Source organism: Kitasatospora aureofaciens (assembly GCF_001188955.3).
Taxonomy (GTDB): Bacteria; Actinomycetota; Actinomycetes; order Streptomycetales; family Streptomycetaceae; genus Kitasatospora; species Kitasatospora aureofaciens.
This window is the reverse complement of sequence record NZ_JPRF03000012.1, coordinates 127850-145533: the sequence shown is the minus strand read 5'-3', so window position 1 is coordinate 145533 and position 17684 is coordinate 127850. Positions and strand designations below refer to the sequence as shown.

Here is a 17684-nt window from a genome sequence, read left to right as displayed (position 1 = left end):
CCGGGACTGCCACTGTCAGGCGAAGGCGCAGAGCCCCTTGCCCCCCACGGTCAGGAACGCCGAGGGGTGACGCAAACGGACTGATGCGCCGTCGGGGCGGTTCGGTCCGGTGGGGGCGGCGCCGCCGGCCTCACCGTGAACAGGAGTGACCCGGTCAGCAGGCCCGCGCAGGCCAGGCCACAGGCGGTGTTCAACCTGTGCCGGCGGATCCGGAGCGGGCGAGGCGGCGCATGGAGTGCGGTGGCCGTCATGTGCGTGGGTTACCTTTCGGGCCCGGGCGTTCCGGCATCGGACCGGCTCGGGCGATGGAATTCGACGGGGATGGACGTCAGGAAGCGCGTACGGGCTGCCGCACCCCTCAGCGAACCGGCGCCGGATCAGAAGGCGAACGTCTCGGAGTGGATCCGGCTCTTCGGCACCCCGGCCTTCTGCAGAGCCGTGACTGCGGCCGTGGTCATGCCCGGTGGTCCGCAGAGGAAGACGTCACGTTCGGCCAGATCGGGCACGAGCCTGCTCAGCAGGGCGGGCGCGAGCGGGTTGTGTTCACCGAGCGAGGAGCCCAGCAGGTAGTGCAGGCCGGCCTGCCGCCCGACGGCGATCGCTTCGAGTTCGTGACGTAGCACCAGTTCGTCCGGGCTGTTGGCGCGGTAGAGGAGAACGATGTCACCCGGCCCGCCGGGCAGCGTCTCGAAGAGCGCTCGCATCGGGGTGATTCCGACCCCTCCCGCCAGGAGCAGCACCTTGCGACGGGTGCGCCGGTGAGCGGTCATCGCCCCGAACGGTCCGGTGGCGACGACACGTACCCCAGGGCGCAGCCGCCGCACGCGGCGGGTGTGGTCCCCCAACGCCTTGACCGTGATGCGCAGTGTGTCGGCCTGTGGGGAGGCGGACAGTGAGAACGGGAGTGCCGTGGCCCACAGTCGGCGGGTGAGGAAGCGCCATCGGAAGAACTGTCCTGCCTGCGCGTGGAGTTCGTTCACGCGGTCACCGGCGATCACCACCGAGACGACCCCGGGCCCCTCGGTGCGGATGTCCACCACTCGCAGGCGGTGCCGCAGCGTCTGGCGGATCGGCACCACGCAGCGGTACCACAGCAGCAGTACCACGACCTGGGCGTGGATCGACGACCAGAGCCAGGCGAGGATCGGCAAACCCGAGACGTCCGGACCGACCACCTCGTGAGCGAAGGCGAGGCTGGTCGCCAGGTAGGTCAGCAGGTGGACGGTCCGCCAGGTCTCGTGGCGGACCCGGTGGCGGACGATCCTGGCGGAGACCACGCCGACCAGGAGGAGCAGAAGGGTGCCCGCGGTGGCCGCGGCCAGTGCGGGGTAGCCGAGGACGGCTCTGCCGGCGGACACCACGTCGGTGCCGGTGTAGACCGTGAATCCCAGCAGGGCGAGCAGGACGTGCGCCCCGACGAGTGTGAGGACGTAACGGCCGCCGAGGGCGTGCCAACGGGCCAGCACGTCCGCGCCGACGCCGTGCTCGATGGCGGGCACCCGCGCCATCAGCAGCAACATCACCACCATGCCGTATCCCGCGAGCAGCCCGCTCAGGTGGGCGCCGGTGGCCAGCAGGGCGTCGAGCCGGGTGGACGGCATCGCCTGGACGGCCCACGCACCGGTCACGACGCAGGCACCGGTCAGGATGCCGCGGCCCAGTGCCCGTGGACTGAGACGTGGTGGAGCGGTCGCGCTCAGGGCCCGAGCGCGGTGCCGGGCCGCGTGATGGGCCGCGTGATGGGCTGCGCCCGTCGCGGGCGGCCGGGCAGGCGCGAGTGACGTGACGGGACCGGAAGTGCTCATCGGTGGGGCGCCTTTGGTGCGATGGGAGGGGTGGACGGTCGCCGGACCGCGGTGACGGGGGTGTGTTCTCGCCGCGCTGCGGCGCGCGGTCCTTCCAGGCGTCGGGTCGCGCCCGTGTCGGCGGCCGCAGCGAAGTCGGCCTTCGGGCCGTTCGAGGATGCTCACCCCCGGACGCCACCGGGGTCCACGCGACGGCGGCCGGACGGGTACGGTGCGCGGCGGTGCGCTACCGGAGGTGATCCGGGACGGCGGGCAGCCGGGAGTCGTGCGGGCGCGCAACCGCGAGGATCTCCAGGGCGTGCGAGGTCCAGCGGTCGACCTGTCCGAGCGCCTGTTGCGCCTCGGTGCGCGCCGCGTCGCGTTCAGCGGACAGCAGGGTCACGACGCCGCGCAGTTCCGCGACCATGACCTCCAACGCGGCAGCCTCCTGCTGGCACCTGGCGGCGTCGGCGCATGCTGCGTCCCGGGCGATATGGGTCTGGTGGGCCCACGCGAGAGCCGCCTGGGCGGCCTGTTCCGCTTGCTCTCGGTGTGCGAACAGCCGCGCCGCGCGAAGCTCCGCGTCGTCCCGGGCGCGTTCTGCCGCAGCCCGCAGGGCGTCCGCCCGCTCGGCCAGGTCCAGCGCCCGTTGCCGTTCGGCTTCGCTCGACCGCAGGTCCCGGCCGAGTTCGTCGTTCCGCTGTACGGCACGGGCCGTCTCCTGTCGCGACGCGTCCAGATCCGCCTGCACCCCGGCGAGACAGTCGCGCAGCCGGAATGCTTCCGACCGTGCCGTGCCGAGAGCGCGCCGGAGTTCGCCGATCTCGCCCGGGCCCGAGCCGGGCTGCTCCGGGGCGGCCCGGTGGCCCACCGGCTCCTGCTCGAGGCGATGCGGCCGGGTGGGGTGACCCGCCGGGACGGCGGGTACGGCGCGTTCCGGCTGGGGGCGCGCGTGGCCGAGATGACGTTCCGTCAGATCCGCCCCTGTCGGGGCGGCGTGCGGGGCCGGCGCCTGTCGATCCGTCTGGGCCTCGCGCAGGCGCAGTCGGGCCTCCCGCGCGGTGATCGTGACCGTGTTCACAGCCACCCGCTCAAGCAGGTGCGCCGGCGGTGTGGAGGCCTCGGTGCCGTGTTCGACGTACAACGCTGCTCCTGTCCTGAGTTCGTACGGCGCTTTCCGGGCAACGCCGGTGGCCGTATCGGCCCGGCGGACGCGGGGTCTCGCCGCGAAGCCCTGCGGCAGGCCGGCTGCCGTTCCCGCTCGTGGCATCGGAGTTCGACTCCGGGAAGTCGGAGCCGGCCGCACCGGCCGACACGACTCTAATCAGGCGGCTTTTCCGAGGGAAACCACGGAGATTAAGGAAGAACTAAGGAACGGTTATTCTTTCCGGGCCACCGGCCGGCACGCTCCGCGGCATCCGCGTTCGACGAAGGAACCTGTCGGCCGTCCCGCGGAGCGGGGGCCCGCGGTCAGGACTCGTAGGTCTGCACCATGGGCGGGTGCCCGTTCCAGGTCGCGAAGACCGACGAGGTGCTCCCGTCCTTGGTGAAGTCCACCCGCAGCCACCCCTGGGCCCGCCAGACCTTCACCGCGTAGCCGGACGCGGGCGTGGCCGACACGAGCGAGGCCGAGTCCGCGCCGAGTGCCAGTGCGACCTGTCCGCCGTGAACCGTGTAACCGCGGACGTCCGACGCGGCCGCGGCCGGAGAAGCCGCAGGTGGAGAAGGTGCGGATGTCGGAGCCGACGTCGTGGGCGCGGGCGTCGACGCCGATGCCGCGGGCGCGGGCGCGGCGGCGGTCCTCGGATTGGCCGGGGGGCTCGGGGGCCGAGTCGCCGTCGGCGGGTCGGCAGGCGGCGAGGGCGCAGGGTGAGCCCCGCCGCGGTCGGGCATCGCCATCGCCTGCGGCGGGCCGAAGATCGCCTCGCGCATCACCGTGCTGACGCCGAGCCAGCCCACGGCGGCGGCGGCCACGGTGGCGACGAGCCACGCTATTGCCAAGGTCCAGTTGCGCACGGCTCCATAATTGCCCGGCTTCGCGCATTGTCCCAACAGTGGCGGCTTGGCCCACGGGTGGCGTACGGTGACGGGCATTATGGCAAGCGTGCTCCTGGTCGAGGACGATCCGTTCGTCAAATGGGCCGTCATCCGCGATCTCACCAACTCCTCCCACACGGTCCGCAGTGTCGGCACGGCGCTGGAGGCCCTGCGCGAGGTCTCCCGGAACCCCCCGGACATCGTCGTCCTCGACCTGGGCCTGCCCGATCTGGACGGCGCCGAGGCGCTCAAGATGATGCGGAGCGTGTCCGACGTACCGGTCCTCATCGCCACCGCCCGCGACCAGGAGGCGGAAATCATCCAGCTGCTGCACGAGGGCGCCGACGACTACGTGACCAAGCCGTTCTCCGGCGAGTACCTCAACGCCCGGCTTGCCGCGCTGCTGCGCCGCACGAGTGGCGGCAAGCGCTCCGAGACGCTGGTGGTGGGTGGTCTCAGGGTCGACGTCCGACGCCGGGAGGCGAGCCTAAACGGCAGGCAACTGGAGCTTGCCCGCAGGGAGTTCGACATGCTCGCCTGCCTTGCGGCTCGGCCGGGAGAGGTCGTGACGCGTCGCGAGCTGCTGGCGCAGGTGTGGCAGCAGCCCTACGGCGAGGACCAGACCATCGACGTGCACCTGTCGTGGCTGCGGCGCAAGTTCGGTGAACGTGCCGCCTCGCCGCGCTACCTCCACACGGTGCGCGGCGTCGGGGTCATGCTGGAGGCACCGCCGGACCACTCCCCCGTCTCCCTGTCGTGAGAGGGGCGTTGGCGCGGTTCGCGTTCGCCGTCGCCACGATGGTCGCGCTCGCGTTCCTGATCCCGCTGGCCCTGACGGTTCGGGAGTTCGCCAGGGACCGGGCGTTCGCCGAGGCCGAGCGCCAGGCAGCCGCGATCGAGCCGGTCCTCGTGGTGACCACCGACCAGGTGGCACTGACCCGAGCCCTGGCCAGCACCCCGGTCGGCGCCGCCGGCCGGATCGCGGTGCACCTGCCGTCCGGAGCGGTGATCGGAACCGCTCACGCCGGCGGCGAACAGTTCGACACCGCCGTCCGGCAGGGCCGCGCCTTCACCGCTCGGGTGGCGGGCGGCTATGCGGTACTCCAGCCCGTGGTGCTCGACCCGGGGAGCGTCGCGGTGGTCGAGGTCTATCTGCTGGACGGCGACCTGCGCCGGGGGCTGGGTACCGTCTGGTCGGTACTGGGCGGAGTGGCCGTGGTCCTGATCACGCTCTCCTCCCTGGTGGCCGACCGGCTGGCGGCGCGGCTGGTCGGCGCGACCCGTCACCTGGCGGGGGCGGCACGCACGCTCGGCGCCGGGAACCTCGACGTGCGGGTCGACGCCCAAGGCCCCTACGAGTTGCGCGAGGTGGGCCTGGCCTTCAACGCCATGGCCGGGCGAATGGTGCAGATGATCACCGCCGAACGGGAGTTCGCGGCGGACCTGTCACACCGGCTGCGCACCCCGGTCACCGCGTTGCGGCTCAACGCCGCGGCGCTGGACGGCGGACCGGTCGCGGACCAGACCCGACAGGTGGTGGCCTGGCTGGAGCGGGAGGTGGATCTGGTCATCAACACGGCCCGGGCGGGAGGCGCGGGCCGGGAGGCGGCGGAGTGCGACGCCGCCGACGTGCTCGCCGAGCGCATGGCCTTCTGGTCCGCGCTCGCCGAGGACCAGGAGCGGCGCTGGCACTTCTCCGGGCCGGGCGAGCCCGTGCCGGTCCCCGTGGCACAGTCCGAGTTCGCCGCTGCGGTGGACGCCGCGCTCGGGAACGTCTTCCGTCACACCGGGGAGGGGACGGAGTTCTCGGTGACACTGCACGCGGGTAACGGCACCGCGGTCATTCTGGTGGCCGATGCCGGCCCCGGGATCTCGGCGCCGGAGGTCGCCCTGCGGCGCGGCCAGGGCACCAGGCGGGAGGGCTCCACCGGACTGGGCCTGGACATCGTGCGCCGGATGGCCGAGGGGGCCGGCGGCGGAATGCGGATCGAGCGCTCCGCGCTCGGCGGGGCGCAGGTTCACATCTGGCTTCCCAGTGGAGCGGGAGCCGCGCGGACGACCGGGACGAGCAGCGACGCGGCACCGGCCGCGCGGCGGCGCGGCGGCCGCCGCGCGGCACGGGGACGATGAGGCGGTCGCGACGACGGACCGAGCGCCCGACCGTCGCGCCCGGCGCGACGGCGCTGTTCCAGCACTGCGCGCATTGCGGGGTCGGGCGCCGACTGCGTTCGTAGCGGGGGCGGGCGCCGCTCGACCCCGCAACGGACGGGCTTCCGATGCCTCACCGCGGTGTCCGCGCGGTACGGCTCATCCCCGGCGGTGGCTCCGGCGGCGCCGGGCCAGGAACAACGTCGCACCACCCGCGCCGAGCACCGCGGTCGCGCCGACGGTCAGCGGCACGATGTTCGAGCCACCGGTGTGCGCCAGCTGGGTGCTGGAGTCGGTCGGGGTGGACCCGGCGGCAACTCCGGTCTGGCTGTCGGCCTGTGAGGTGTCCCCCGACTGGGCGGAGCCGCCGGCGGGCGAGGAGGTCGACCCGTGATCCATGCTCATGTCCATGTCGCTGTTCGAGCCGGCGGCCGACGGCTTCGCCGCACCGGCCCCCGCCCCCGTACCCGAGGTGCCGCCCGAGCCGGAGGCGGCACCGGCGGTGGAACCGGCCCCCTGGCCCGACCCCTTGCCCGGCGCCGTGCCGGCGCCCGGCGCGGTACCCGGATTCGACGCCGTACCCGGGGCGGTGCTCGAACCGGCCCCGCCGAAGACGACGTCGGAACAGGAGTAGAACGCCTCCGGACTGTCGGACCGCTGCCAGATCGCGTAGATCAGGTGCCGGCCCTGCTTCTTCGGCAGCTGCGCGGTCATCTGGTACGAACCGTCCACCAGGGACGGGTCCGTGGCCTTGTAGAACGGAGTCGGTTCCAGGTCGGACCACTTCAGCGGCTTCGTCGGGTCGTAGCCGTCCTTGGTGACGTAGAGCTCGAAGCTTCCCCGGTGCGGGGCGGTCCCGCGGTACCTGAAGGTGAAACTGCCGCTGGCCGGCAGGGACGTCGCGGCCCAGTCCGCGCGAGGCAGGTCGAGGCCCTTGTACTCGTCGTTGCCCGCGCTGCACAGCTTGCCGTCCGGAATGAGCTCGCGATGGCGGCCCGCCGCGTCGCCGATCCTCACCCCCATCCAGTCGTAGAACGCCTGGGTCCCGCTGGCCGCCACGGCGGCCTGGCAGGCGGCCGACTTGGGATGCTCCGGACCTTCCAGGTTGCAGCCGTAGACCCGGCTGATCGGGTTCTGCATGGAACCGTGGGCTTGGGCCTTGCCGGCCATGCCGAGAAGCAGCAGCGGCAGGGTGCCGCAGGCGACCGCCAGGACCCTGTTGCGTCGTGAATTGATGACAGTTCTCCTTCTGGAGTGGAGTTCGAAACCGCCGGACCCGGCGCGTCGCACATACGGATCCGAACCCGTTCCGGACCGCGAAACGGATATCCGGGAGAGGAATTCGGTGCGACGTTTCTGCCGCAGGAGCAGGTCGCGCCCGCTCGCCGCCGGCTCATGCTATCCGGGACTGCGGGGCCGAAACCGCCGAACAGGCGAGGATTTCGGCTTCTTGCGACATTCTTAAACATGACTTCAAGGTGTTTTATGGGGTGAGGGCGGAGTAGCCCCGGCCCTGGTTTCCGGGCTGCGCGCGGCGCGGGCGGCGGAGGCCCTGGGACGCGCTGCACAGGATCAGACCGGCGGTAACGCCCCGGCTGCCCACACCGGGCATCAAGGCCGCGAGCCGCAATCTCAGTGGCGGCCGGCCGGCTTCCCGGATCTGCGGATTTTCATGTCCGCACCGGCGTCCGGACCGTTGGTGTCCGGCTCGGGCTTGACCTTCCCGCCGGGGTGCCGTGTTCGGAGGAAACGAACGGGATTAAGGAAGGACTAAGGAACGGTTATTATTCGCCGCACCCTCAAGTGTGGCCTTGACTGTTCACCCGCCCGGCCGAAAGAATGCAGATTGGTCCATACTTTTTCCGGGCCGCTCCCACTCCTCACCCGCACGTAAGCGGAGATCCTGCACATGCGCATATTCACTTCCGCCGCCGCGCTCGCGGTCGGTGGCTCGCTCGCACTCGCCGGGCTGATCGCCCCGGCCGCCCAGGCCGTCGGTGCCGTCGGTGCCGATCAGGAGTGCCGCAGCCTCGGGGTCGCGAACCTCTACGGCGAGTTCATCGAGGGCGACGACACCCACACCCCCGACGCAGAGGGTGCCGTCGCCGTCGGCGGCAACGCGAACTTCACCGGCGGCTTCTCGGTCGGCCAGGAGCTCACCGCCGCCGAGGTCGACGCCCTGCCCGGCAAGAACGCGCTGGTCGTCGCCGGGAAGATCACCGGCAACAACACCCAGGTGATGAAGGGCAACGGCATCTACGGCTCCAAGGCCGACGGCGCGGTCGTCCAGGCCCACGCCGGCGCCGTCTCCCAGGGCGCCTCGCCGATCGACTTCGAGGCCGAGTTCGCGAAGCTGCGCTCCGCCGCCGCCGAGCTTGCCGCCGTGCCGCAGACCGCGGGCGCCACCGTCCAGGCGGACGGTCCCAAGCTGGCCTTCACCGGCGGCGACGCCAAGTACAACAGTTTCACCGTCGACGCGGTCACGCTCCAAGGTGCCAAGGAGATCTACCTCAAGGTGCCGGCCGGCGCGGTGACCGTCGTCAACGTGACCGGCGGCGCGTACGACATGGCCGCGGCCGGAACCACCGACTTCCACCTGTGGGACGAGGAGAAGTCGGCCTTCGTGCTGGACGACAAGCTGCGGAGCGCGGCGGGCGGCGCGATCCGGGCCAAGCTGCTCTGGAACTTCCCCAGCGCGACCAAGGTGGTCAAGAACAGCGCGGCCGCCTGGGCCGGGACGGTGCTCGCGCCCAACGCCGCCTTCGACCTCGGCAGCGGCGGTCCGGTCAACGGCTCGGTGATCGCCGCCTCGCTGACCGGCAAGGGCAGCGCGGAGACCCACCACTACCCGTTCACCGGCTGCCTGCCCGGCACCACGGTGCCGACCCCGACCGGTACGCCGACCGTCCCGCCGGTGACGCCGAGCGGCTCGCCCACCGCCCCGGTGACGCCGTCCGCCACGACCGGCCCGTCCGGTACCCCGGGCGTTCCGGGCACCGGCAAGCCGAGCACGAGTGCGAGTGCCTCGCCGGGTCCGTCGTCGTCCCGCTCCTCCGCCGCGCCGGCCGCGCCATCCGCGTCGGCCGGCCCGTCGGCGCCGTCGAGCACGGGCGACAGCCTGGCACACACCGGTTCCGGCCCGGTGCTGCCGCTGGCGATCGGCGGCGGCGTGGCCCTCGCGGCCGGCGGCGGGATCGTGCTGGCCGCCCGGCGGAGGGCGGCCAGGAAGGCCTGAGCGGCCGAACCGGCCCGCACGGCCCGAGTGTTCTCGGCTGCTCGCCGCGTCAGCCTCCGGTGATCGAACCCGGTCGCCGGAGGCTGACGCGGCTTCCGGGCTCCCCGCGCCCGACGCTCAGCAGTCCGGGACTGCTTGTCCGCGCTGCCGGTGAGGACGGTGCTAGCCGGGCCAGCTGAGCCCTCATCTCGAAGACCCGCCTCTTCACACGCCCCGAGTGGCCTTGTCGCAACCACCCCATGAGGGTGCGCGGAGCCGGCGGTCGCAGGTACTCGTCGGGAGCGCCCTACGCCCCGGCTCGGGCGAACAGCCGTACCACGTCATGGAAGCGGTAGCGGCCATGGACCGGGGGGTCGAGCATCCCCGCGTCAACGAGCCCTTCCAGGATTCCGCCGACGGAGTCCTCCGCCAGGCCGAGCACGGCGGCCGCCGCCGGGATCGAGCAGTCGGGCAGGACGGCGAGCCGCAGGAAGGCGTCGGCGAGCTCGGCCGGCAACTGCTGACAGGCGAGACGGAGCTCCGTCTCGACGGCGAGATCGCCGACGCGCAACTCGCTCAGCCGGCGGTTCTCGTCCCGCAGCCGGGCGGCGAAGGCGGCGATGCTCCAAGCGGGCCGGGCCACGATCCTGGTGGCCGCGATGCGCAGCGCGAGCGGGAGACAACCGCACGCCGCCGCGACGTCGTCGGCTGCGGCCGGCTCGGCGGCGATCCGGGAGCGGCCCGCGACGGCGGACAGGAACTCCACCGCCTCCTGCGGGGCCAAGCGGCCGAGGTGAACCGCGAGCGACGGGCCGAGCCCGGTCAGGCGGGCGCGGCTGGTGACGAGTACGGCGCAGGAGGAGCCACCCGGCAGGAGGGGGCGCACCTGCTCCTCGTCCCGGGCGCCGTCGAGCACGACCAGGATGCGCCGCCCGGCGAGGACGGCGCGGTAGAGCTCCGCACGTTCCACCGACTGCTCCGGGATCGCCTGCGCGGGCACGCCGAGCGCGCGCAGGAAGCCTGCCAGCACGTCGGCGGGCTCACCCGCCTCGCTCCGCGTGCCGTGTAGATCCGCGTAGAGCTGGCCGTCGGCGAAGGCGGCGCGAACGGTCCGGGCGGCCCGCACGGCCAGGGTGGTCTTGCCGACACCCACGAGGCCCGAGACCGCCACCACCGCCGCGCCTGACGGGATGTCGCCGGTGAGACCGCTCACGATCAGCTCGACCTCGGCGCCGCGACCGGTGAAGTCCCCAGCCCCAGCGGGAAGTTGGGCCGGCACCGCCATCGCCCCGGCCCTCGGCAACGGCTCGTGCGCGGTCCCGGTGGCAGGCGGCCCGGCGGCAGTGGAAAGCGGGGCGAGTTCGGGATCGGCGCACAGGATGCGCCGCTGCAACCGCCGCAGATCGGGGCCTGGCTGGACACCCAGCTCGTCGGCCAGGACACGGCGGGCGTCGGCGAAGGCCTCAAGCGCCTCCGCCTGCCGGCCGGTGCGGTACAGGGCGGTCATCAGCAGCCCCCGCAGGCTCTCGCGCAACGGGTACTCGGCGCACAGCGCGGTCAGCTCCTCCACCACCCGCGCGTGCCCGCCCAGGCCGAGTTCGAGTTCCAGGCAGCTTTCGAGAACGGTCAGACGTCGCCCGGTGAGACGCTCGCGTTGCCGCTCCGCGTTCGGGCCCGGAACGCCGGAAAGGGCGGTGCCCGTCCACAGCGCCAGCGCCTCGCGGTACCGCCCGACGGCGGCGGCCGCCTCCCCGCGGCCCCGGTGACGAGCCGCCGCGTCCGCCAGCAGGTCGAACTCCGCGGCGTCCAGATCCAGGTCCGCGAGCTCCAGGGCGTAGCCGCCGGCCCGGGACACCAGGACCCCGTCGGCTCCGATCGCGGCCCGCAGGCGTGAGATGTGGTTGCGCACCACCGCGCCGACGGAGGGCGGCGCGCTCTCCCCCCAGACCAGTCGGGCCAGTTCATCGCCCGTGACGACCTGCCGCGCCCGCAGGGCCAGGACCGCCAGTACGGCCTGTCGCTGCGGGGATCCGGCGGCGACTTCCTGATCACCGCACCGGATCCGCACCGGACCGAGCAGCGAGATCCGCAGCCCTTCCACGCCCCGCCCTCCGACCGGCACCGCCTCCTGCCGGCCCCGTCCGGTGCCGGTTACGGGGATCAGCGCCACGCCGCCGTGGTGCGTCACCGCGGCCGTCCGCGCCCGCCCCTCCTCCTCGGTCCGGGCGTGCCCCGTGCGGGCGGCTTCGGATGGATTGTCCCATGCCGGACGGGTGCACTGTTCGGAGTCGGGACCCGCCAGCGGCTAGGTTGGGCCGTCCCGCCGCGGCAGGCCCGTCCGGCGCGACGACCCGGAAGGATGAACGGAAGACAGTGACGGACGTACGAATAGCGCTGCTGGGCCCCGTGCGGGCGTGGCGGGACGGCGAGGAACTCGCGCTCGGCCCTGCCCAGCGGCGCGCGGTGCTGGCCATTCTCGCGGCGGCCGTTGGATGTGCGGTCACCACGGAGGAACTGGTCGACGGACTGTGGGGCGACGCGCCACCGAACCAGGCCGTCGCCGCGATCCGCAACCACATCTCGAACTTGCGCGCGGTGTTGGAGCGGGACCGTGCCGCGCCGCAGGTGCTGGTCTCGGCCGGCGGCGGGTACGCCCTCCGGCTGCCCCCCGACGCGACGGATCTCGCCGTCTTCCAGAACCTGACACAGGAGGCGGCCCGGCTGCGGGCCGAGGGAGACCTCGCGGAAGCGGCCGAGAGACTGCGGCGGGCGCTGGAACTTCAGACGGGTGTGCCGTTGGAGGGCGTTCCCGGTGCCCACGCCGAGCGGCAGCGCGAGCGGCTCGCCCAGCGCCGGTTCGCCGTCGTGCACGAGCGGCTCGACGTCGACCTGGCGCTGGGGCGGCACGTCGAGGTGATGGAGGAACTCTCCTCACTGGTACGCGAGTTCCCACTACACGAAGGGCTCGCGGCCCTTCTGATGACCGCGCTGTACCGCAGCGGTCGACGGTCCGAGGCCCTGGCGGCGTTTGCCGACACCTGCCGGACTCTGGACGCCGAGCTGGGGGTCGAGCCGACCCTTCCGCTGCGCGACCTGCACCAGCGCATCCTGCGACGCGACCCCGGCCTGTCCGCACCGACCGCACCCGGCGCCGGCCAGGAGCGGCCGAGCCGTCCGCGCCCGGCGCAACTGCCCGCCGATGCGTCGGAGTTCACGGGGCGCCGGGAGCTGGTCGAATCCCTGGTGCTGCTGGTGGAGGAGCCGTCGGCGGTCGCCCCCACGGTCATCGCGGTGGCCGGCATGGGAGGCGTCGGCAAGACGGCGCTGGCCGTCCATGTCGCCCAGCGGGCGCGCAGCCGTTTCACCGACGGGCAGCTGTACGTCAACCTGCGCGGTGGCCGCCCCGATCCGATGGAGCCGGGCGCGGTGCTGGTCCACTTCCTGCGCTCGCTGGGCGTGGCCGAGAGCGCCATCCCCGAGCAGATCGACGAGCGTTCGGCGATGTACCGGTCACTGCTCGCCGAACGCCGGGTCCTGGTCGTGCTGGACGACGCCCGCGACCTCGCCCAGCTGCGCCCGCTGCTGCCGGGGTCCGAGCGCGGTGCCGTCCTGGTCACCAGCCGGACCAGCCTGCTCGGTCTGGCTCCCACCCGGCACGTGGACCTGGACGTCCTGGAACCGGACGAGGCGCTCGAACTGTTCGCCCGGATCGCCGGGCCGCGACGGGTCCACGCCGAACCCGACGCCGCCCGCGAGCTGCTTGACGCCTGCTGCCACCTCCCGCTGGCCATCCGGATCATCGCCGCCCGTAGCGCCGCCCGCCAGGACTGGTCGCTCGCCGCGGTCCGCGACCGCCTGGCCGACCGGCGGCAGCGGCTGGCGGAGCTGAGCCTGCACGATCTGGCCGTCGAGGCGTGCTTCCAGCTCAGCTATGACCAACTGCCTCCGCTCGCCGCGCGCGCCTTCCGGCTGCTCGCCGTCCCGCAGACGGCCGACCTGTCGCTGCCGGCCGCCGCCGCGGCCCTGGAACTGGCGGAACAGCCAGCCCTCGACGTCCTGGACGCCCTGGTCCACGCCGGTCTCCTGGAATCCCCGGCCCCCGACCGGTACCGGTACCACGATCTGCTGCGGCTGTTCGCCCAGGGCCGGGCCGAGCAGCTCGACCCGGAGGAGGAGCGGGCCGCGCTCGTCCTCAGGATGGTCGACCAGGCCGTGGCAACGGCGGCCAACGCGTACCGCGCGGTACGGCCGGGCCACGCCGTGCCGGACGTCCTCACCCGAGTGACGGTGCCCGGGCTGCCGGTGGCCGACCGAGCCGACGGCCGCCACTGGCTGGACGAGGAGGGCGGCAACCTGCTGGCCCTGGCCGGACAGGCACTCGACCTCACCGGCGCCCATGTCATGGTCGCCGACCTGCTGCTCGCGCTCGACCCCTACCTGGAGAGCGGCTTCCTGTGGCGCGAACTCATCGGCGTCTGCCGCCGCACCGTGCAACTGGCCGCCGCTCACGGGGACACGCGCGCCGAGGGCCGGGCCGGCTACATGCTCGGCGGCGGCCTCTTGCAACTGGCGGAGTTGGACGAGGCCGAGACCGTCTCCGGCCGGGCTGCCGAACAGGCCGGCGTCTGCCGGGACCTTCCGGTGCTGGCCGAGATCACCAACGTCCGCGCCATGATCGCCAACCGGCAGCAGCGCCCCCGGGAGGCACTCGCCCTCCACGACGAGACGATCCGCCTCGCGGACGACTGCGGCAGCGCGTGGACCAAGGCCAACGCCCTGGCCACCAGCGTCATCTGGCATCTCGTCTGCGGCGAAACCGAGGCCGCGGGACGCGCCGCCGAGCAGAGCCTGACGCTGTTCCGAGCCCTCGGGGATCCGCTCGGCGAGCTCTACGCGCTGCACTCGGTCGGCCGAACGGCACGCGGCATGGGCGACCCCGAGCGCGCGCTCCCCCTGCACGAGCAGGTGCTGACGCTGGCCCGAGCCCAGGGCTTGCCCGCGTTCGAGCCCGGGGCCCTGATCCACATCGCCGAGTGCCATCTCGACAGCGGCCGCCCGGCCGAGGCCGTGCACTGGGCCGAGCAGGCCGTGGCCGCGAGCCGGCGGCTTCACGACCCGGGCGCGGAGCCCGTCGCTCTCGGCACCCTCGCCCGCAGCCGCGCCGCACTGAACGGGGACTGAATCCCGGTTGCCGACAGCGCCTCGGCCAGGCCCCGGCGCCCGTCGATGCCGAGCTTGCCGTAGGCGTTCGTCAGGTGCACCTCGACGGTGCGCAGGCCGACGAACAGGTGCTGGGCGATCTCCCGGTTGGTCATCCCCTTCGCGGCCAGGCCCGCCACCCGGTGCTCGGTAGGAGTGAGGGCGCCCACCCCCTGGAACGTGCGCGTACGGGGGCGGTCTCCGGCGGCCCGGAGTTCATCCAGGGCGCGATCGGCCACCAGTGCGGCGCCGTGCGGGTGGGCCGCGGTGACCGCCTCCTTCAGGCACTCGCGGGCCTCCGCCGTCCGGCCGGCCCGGCGCAGCTGGGCGCCCAGGTCGCCCAGGGCCTGCGCATGCCGGAACCGGGCGGGCGTGCCCGCCAGCGTCCGGGCGGCCTCGCGCAGCAGGTCGAGCCCCTGCGAGCCGCCGGTGGCGAGGGCCAGCGCGCGCAGGGCCGCGCCGACGGCCTCGGGGACGCCCCAGCGCCGGGCGAGCGCCAGCTCCTCCGCCGCCAGCACCCGGGCCTCCCCGTGCTCGCCGAGCGCCGCCCGGGCGAGGGCGGCCTCGGAGCGCCAGGGGTAGATCCACGGGCAGCGCATGCCACGGGCCTCGGTGCGCCGGCCACACTCCTGGAAGTCCGTGAGTGCCTCCGCCAGCCGTCCCTGTGCCGCCCGCAGCTGACCTCGGACCAGATGGACGTAGTCGTTGACCCAGTGTCCGTCCAGGTCGGCGGTCAGGGCGACGCGTTCCAGGAGCGACTGCGCCTCGTCGAGTCGACCCTGCTTGACGAGCGCGTCCGTCAGCGCGGCCGTTGCCAGGACGCTGTGGCTGTGGTGCGGGTCGACACCGATCTCCCCGAGCTTCACCAGGGCGGCCTCCGCGTCCGCCTGGCAGTCCAGCACCCGGCCAAGCTGGCCGTACACGTGGGCTCGGATGATCCGGCTGTGCGCAAGAGTGAAGGCGGAGCCACGGGTTCGGGCCTCTTCGACCGCCGCGTCAGCGTAGCCGAGTGCCTGGTCGGTCTCGCCTGCGGTACCGAGGAAGAGCACGGTGCCCGAGTAGACGAAGGACTCGTCGTCCGCCGGATTCATCCCGTGGGTGAGGGCCTGCCGCGCGAGGGCCACGGCCGCGGCCGGCGACTCGCCGAGCACGATCGCGCGCAGGGCGAGCAGGGCCGCCAGCGGGCGTTCGGCCGGGGTGCCGACGGCGTCGGAGATCCGCAGGTCCATCAGGCGGGGCAACACGCCGGGTGCCGACGCCGCGTCGTGCAGACCGGCGTAGACCAGGTCGATCTCCAAGCGCAGCGCGAGGGCGGCGTCGCTCTCGCGCAGGGAGTCGGCGGTGCGCTCGAGCACGTCCAGCCCCTCCGGGTAGCGGTCGAGGGCGAACAGCGCACCGGCCAGGCGGCGCGCCGCGCAGGCCCGCTCCCCCGGCTCGCGGGACAGGTCGAGTCCCCGCCGCAGGTCGAGGGCAGCCTCCGCCACGCTGGTGGCGAGGCCGGCCTCGCCCAGTCCGATCAGCAGGGTGGCGCGGACATCGTCCGCGAGCGGTTCGCGTAGCGCGCGGCGCAGCAGCACGACCGCGCGGTCGGCGGCGCCCTTGCGCACCGTCTCTGCGGCGGCCCGGCGCAGCACGTCGGGCACCCACACGAGGCCCAGCGGCGCATGGAGGGCGTGCACCGCCACCTGTTCCGCGGGCATGCCGTGGCCGAGCATCAGCTCTGCCGCACGGACGTGCACCTCCTGCCGCACGCTGGGCAGGACGTCGTTGGCGAGCGCGACCCTGATCACCGGACAGACGAAGGCCGCAGTGTGCCCGGTCCGGCGCATCAGCCCGGCTCGCTCCAGCGCGTGCACCGCGTCCTGGACGGCCGGCTCCGGCAGGCCGGTCGCGCCGGCGACCAGGTCGAGGGCCGGTGTGCCGCCGAGGACGGCGACCGCCTGGGCCACGGACTGCGCGTGCGGACCGGCGGCCTGGACGTGCAGGTGGAGGGCCCGACCCACGTCGGCCGGCACGAACCGGGTGATCCGCGCGGCGGCCTCGGTGTCGGGCCCGTTCCCGGACGCCTTGATCGTACGAAGGAGAGCGTGCAGGAGGAACGGGTTGCCGCCTGTCGCGGTGTGGACGGCGTCGCGGAAGTGCACGTCCCCGGGCGCGCCGAGGACCTCCTCGGTGACTGCGGTGACGGCCGCGCCGTCGAGGGCGGTCAGGGCGATCCGGTGCCGGAACAGCGGCGCCAGCTGACCCAGGACGTCCCGGTCAGCCGGGGCCTGTGCGGGACCGACGGTGGCGACGACGGTCACCGGCAGGTCTCCGGCCCGGCGCAGGAGGCACCGGAGCCAGAGCAGAGAGGCCCGGTCGGCCCACTGCAGGTCGTCGATGCCGATGACGAGGCGCCTGCGGGCGGCGAGTTGGGCTGCCAGCCAGTACAGCCCGGTCAGCGTCGCGGTGGTGGGGCCCTCGGCGGACTCGGACAGCGACGCGGACACGGACGCGTCGGAGCACAACACCTCCGTGGCTCGCGCCGCGGGCCCGGCCAGCAGGGATTCGGCTCCGTCCGTGGCACCGAGGACCAACGGCTGGAAGAGCTGGCACACGACGCCGAACTCCGCGCCGGTCTCCGACGGGTCCGCCCAGGCGGACACGACGGTGTCCCCGTTCTGCCGGGCCCACCCGAGCACTTCCCGGAGGAGCGCGGTCTTGCCGGTGCGGAACTCGCCTTGGATCAGGACGAAGGCCCCCTGCGCAGCGTCCTGCCGCAACAGCTCGGCCAGCGCGTCGAGTTCGCGATCCCGTCCGATCAGCATGGGGTCGTCGGACCGGCGGCGGTGGACGGAACCGGGGCCGCCGGCTCGGCGCGTGCGCGGAGTGGACTTCAGGGCAGAGAGATCAGACATCGGTGCTCAAGGGTGCTGGTCGGTGATCCGGCCCGAACCGGGGCCGGCTGGCGAGCCGGGTACCCGGGCTGGTCAGCGACCACCCGATCCGGCCGGACCCGATCCTGCCGACCGCGTGTAACCGTCCGCTAAGTTTCCCCGTGAGCCGCCTACGGGCAGCCGGACGACCAGCGACGCCACCTCGGGCAGGCCATGGAGGAGCGGGCGGCCCGAGGTGTCGCCTGGCGTGCTGCCGGCGAGCCGCTGGTGAGGCGGTTCCACCGCGCCTGCGCGCGGGCCCGCATCCCGGGGCGTACCCGTGCCCGTGCCCGCTCCACCGAACGGCACCGGCTGAACGACGGGCCGAAACACCGTCAACCCGGCAAATCCTTCGGTTCCGACCGGCATCCCCGAGGCCACCGCCGC

10 protein-coding genes are annotated in these 17684 nt (G+C 73.5%); 4 read left to right on the top strand and 6 right to left on the bottom strand.

Translation table 11 applies throughout. From position 1 onward, the window contains the following. Positions 1 to 377: 377 nt before the first annotated feature. The 3 genes from HS99_RS05665 to HS99_RS05655 form a co-directional block, all read right to left on the bottom strand. Positions 378 to 1628 (bottom strand): ferredoxin reductase family protein, encoded by a 1251-nt coding sequence (locus HS99_RS05665; RefSeq protein ID WP_232543298.1) that lies wholly within the window; start codon positions 1626 to 1628, stop codon positions 378 to 380. Between the two features lie 403 nt (positions 1629 to 2031). Continuing rightward, positions 2032 to 2928 carry a hypothetical protein gene (locus HS99_RS42305; protein ID WP_030556331.1) on the bottom strand — a complete coding sequence of 299 codons (897 nt, stop codon included), beginning with the start codon at positions 2926 to 2928 and terminating at the stop codon, positions 2032 to 2034. A gap of 326 nt (positions 2929 to 3254) precedes the next feature. Continuing rightward, the gene (locus HS99_RS05655; protein WP_030556329.1) at positions 3255 to 3800 is read right to left on the bottom strand and encodes a hypothetical protein; all 546 of its coding nucleotides are present in this window, start codon (positions 3798 to 3800) and stop codon (positions 3255 to 3257) included. Between the two features lie 79 nt (positions 3801 to 3879). Here HS99_RS05655 and HS99_RS05650 point away from each other — a divergent pair, with 79 nt between their 5' ends. Together HS99_RS05650 and HS99_RS05645 are read left to right on the top strand one after the other, a co-directional pair. Then, complete coding sequence (locus tag HS99_RS05650; RefSeq protein WP_030556327.1) at positions 3880 to 4581, top strand: response regulator transcription factor; 702 nt, start codon at positions 3880 to 3882, stop codon at positions 4579 to 4581. A gap of 8 nt (positions 4582 to 4589) precedes the next feature. Further along, complete coding sequence (locus tag HS99_RS05645; RefSeq protein WP_240520904.1) at positions 4590 to 5951, top strand: sensor histidine kinase; 1362 nt, start codon at positions 4590 to 4592, stop codon at positions 5949 to 5951. 177 nt (positions 5952 to 6128) lie between these two features. Here HS99_RS05645 and HS99_RS05640 read toward each other — a convergent pair whose 3' ends face one another. Further along, positions 6129 to 7259 carry a lytic polysaccharide monooxygenase auxiliary activity family 9 protein gene (locus HS99_RS05640; RefSeq protein ID WP_272868949.1) on the bottom strand — a complete coding sequence of 377 codons (1131 nt, stop codon included), beginning with the start codon at positions 7257 to 7259 and terminating at the stop codon, positions 6129 to 6131. A 619-nt stretch (positions 7260 to 7878) separates the two neighbouring features. On the opposite strand from HS99_RS05640, the gene HS99_RS05635 reads away from it, so the two are divergent. Next, positions 7879 to 9204 (top strand): choice-of-anchor A family protein, encoded by a 1326-nt coding sequence (locus tag HS99_RS05635; protein ID WP_030556321.1) that lies wholly within the window; start codon positions 7879 to 7881, stop codon positions 9202 to 9204. A 286-nt stretch (positions 9205 to 9490) separates the two neighbouring features. Here HS99_RS05635 and HS99_RS05630 read toward each other — a convergent pair whose 3' ends face one another. After that, positions 9491 to 11371: an AfsR/SARP family transcriptional regulator gene (locus tag HS99_RS05630; protein ID WP_050366897.1), complete on the bottom strand. Its 1881-nt coding sequence runs from the start codon at positions 11369 to 11371 to the stop codon at positions 9491 to 9493. Between the two features lie 185 nt (positions 11372 to 11556). Here HS99_RS05630 and HS99_RS05625 point away from each other — a divergent pair, with 185 nt between their 5' ends. Beyond that, on the top strand, positions 11557 to 14364 hold the full coding sequence (locus tag HS99_RS05625) for an AfsR/SARP family transcriptional regulator (RefSeq protein WP_063737787.1): 2808 nt from the start codon (positions 11557 to 11559) through the stop codon (positions 14362 to 14364). Here HS99_RS05625 and HS99_RS05620 read toward each other — a convergent pair. After that, positions 14292 to 17189 carry a helix-turn-helix transcriptional regulator gene (locus HS99_RS05620; protein ID WP_030556315.1) on the bottom strand — a complete coding sequence of 966 codons (2898 nt, stop codon included), beginning with the start codon at positions 17187 to 17189 and terminating at the stop codon, positions 14292 to 14294. The two genes, HS99_RS05625 and HS99_RS05620, sit on opposite strands and share 73 nt — an antisense overlap. Between the last annotated feature and the right edge of the window lie 495 nt (positions 17190 to 17684).